Origin of the sequence: Corallococcus praedator (assembly GCF_003612125.1) — a bacterium.
Lineage (GTDB): Bacteria > Myxococcota > Myxococcia > Myxococcales > Myxococcaceae > Corallococcus > Corallococcus praedator.
The window spans coordinates 1-1,978 of the sequence record NZ_RAWI01000717.1 but is presented as its reverse complement, the minus strand read 5'-3'; the positions used below and the strand labels follow the sequence as shown (position 1 = coordinate 1,978).

The following is a 1,978-nucleotide window of genomic DNA, read 5'->3' as shown; positions in this document are numbered from 1 at the left end:
CGGTGTCGCCCGCGTCGGGGGAGAGCCCCAGGCGGGCGGCGTCCTCGGCGGAGAGGGTCTGTCCCCCGTCGGTGGACTGGACGTCCAGCTCCACCGTGCGGGGCTCACTGGTGCCGGAAGGGACGCCCTGGGCGCGCGCGCCCGTGCCGGCGAGCAGCAGGAGGGCCGGGACCAGTCGGAGGGCACGGAGGGGGAACATGGGTGGCCGCTTCAACACCGGACCCCCTCGACACTGTCACCGCAGGCTTCCATGGGACTCCAATGAAGGCGTCCGGGCCGTCCCCCGGCCCTGGGTGGAAGACGGTCCGTGAACGTCATACGGGCCGGCCGGACGATTCCGGCAACGAAATCGGGTGAGAACGCTACGGGACCCCGGTCCCATGACGGCCTCTCCCCTCACGCCTCACGCCATTTCCACCGGCTCCGGCCACTCCGACCACGAGGGCGGGCGGGATGTGCACGCGTGCACGGCGGGATGCGCCCGCGGTGCCTGCCCCTGGAGTGGAGAACAGGGGGGTCGTTACAGTTTTTCAAGTCGAACGGAAGCCGCGGCCAAGGTTTCCCGAGGGAGGACGCATGCGCACGCCGAAGGATGAACTGCTGCTCCAGGCGATGGACCATGCGTTGTCATCACGGACGGTGGAGGCGGTGGAGACCTTGGCGGGGCTGTACCGGTTGCTGGATGTGGAGCGGGTGGCGGAGGACGAGAACTACGGCGTGTTCGCGACGGCGCTGTCGCGGAGGTTGGAGGGGGCGACGGGGGCGCTGCATCCGTACCGGGCCTCGGAGCTGGACGGAGGCGCGCCGCAGATCGACCTGTTCCGGCAGTTGATGAAGCACCTGCCCCTGGCCTCGACGGCGGACGCGGTGGCGAACACGCTGCTCCTGGAGTTCCTGCGGGGCCACGACGAGGCGACGCTGCTGGACGTGGGCATCGGCCAGGGGCGCCAGGAGTGCAACCTGCTGCGCGTGCTGGCGAAGGCGGGAGCGCTGCCGAAGCACCTGTCGGTGGTGGGCGTGGACCCCAGCGGGGCCAGCCTGCGGGAAGCGCACGGCGCGCTGAGGGCGGTGGCGGAGGAGGTGGGGCTGTCGCTGGAGTTCGTGGGGTTGGAGTCACCGGTGGAGGACCTGGACCCGGCGGTGTGGTCCGCGTTGCGAAGCGTGCGCCGGCCGCTGGTGGTGAACGCGGCGTTCGCGCTGCACCACGTGGTGGACGGGGCCTCCGAGCACGTCGAGCCGCGCGACGCGGTGCTCGCGAGCATTGCCTCGCTGGGGCCGGTGGGGGTGGTGTTGTGCGAGCCCAACGTGGACCACCACCGCGCCCCGGCGCGCGAGCGGCTGGCCAATGCGTGGCATCACTTCTCCCGCGTGTTCCAGTTGCTGGATACGCTGGAGGTGCCAGCGGGAGATCGCCGCGCCATCAAGCGGTTCTTCGGCCGGGAGGTGGATGACATCGTGGGTACGGTGAACGAGCGGGAGCGGTGCGAGCGCCACGAGACGGCGCTCGTCTGGTGGGAGCGGTTGCGCAAGGCGGGCTTCCGGCCGAGGGGCGCCATGGAGGCGGTGTGTCCGTCGGGCGTGCACCCGGCGGTGGGGCTGCGCGCGGAAGAGGGCACGGTGGGCATCACCTTCCGGAGCGACGTGCTGGTGGCGGTGCTGGCGGCGGTGCCCGGGGAGCGCTCATGAGCGACCTGGAGGCCCTGGCGCCGCGAGTGATTGCGCGCTGCCGTGAATTGAACGTGCGCGTGGTGTTGGCGGAGGCGTGCACGGGAGGGCTCATCACGGCGGCGCTGACGGACGTGCCGGGGGCGTCGGCGGTGGTGGAGCGCGGCTTCGTGCCGTACTCGAACGAGTCGAAGGGGGAGCAATTGGGGGTGCCGCTGGCGCTGTTGCGAGCGCACGGGTCGGTGAGCGCGGAGGCGGTGGGCGCGATGGTGGCGGGGGCGCTGGAGCGCTCGTGGGCGGACTGGGGCGTGGC

At 71.8% G+C, this 1,978-nt stretch carries 3 protein-coding genes; 2 read left to right on the top strand and 1 reads right to left on the bottom strand.

Translation table 11 applies throughout. From position 1 onward, the window contains the following. A partial coding sequence (locus tag D7Y13_RS41190) for a hypothetical protein (RefSeq protein ID WP_147452639.1) occupies nucleotides 1-199 on the bottom strand: 199 nt, incomplete at its 3' end. A 377-nt stretch (nucleotides 200-576) separates the two neighbouring features. Between D7Y13_RS41190 and D7Y13_RS41185 the strand changes: the two genes are divergently transcribed. After that, nucleotides 577-1,686 (top strand): GRAS family protein, encoded by a 1,110-nt coding sequence (locus D7Y13_RS41185; RefSeq protein WP_120538076.1) that lies wholly within the window; start codon nucleotides 577-579, stop codon nucleotides 1,684-1,686. Beyond that, nucleotides 1,683-1,978 (top strand): CinA family protein (locus D7Y13_RS41180; RefSeq protein WP_147452638.1); only part of this gene is annotated, 296 nt, incomplete at its 3' end. The genes D7Y13_RS41185 and D7Y13_RS41180, both read left to right, overlap by 4 nt.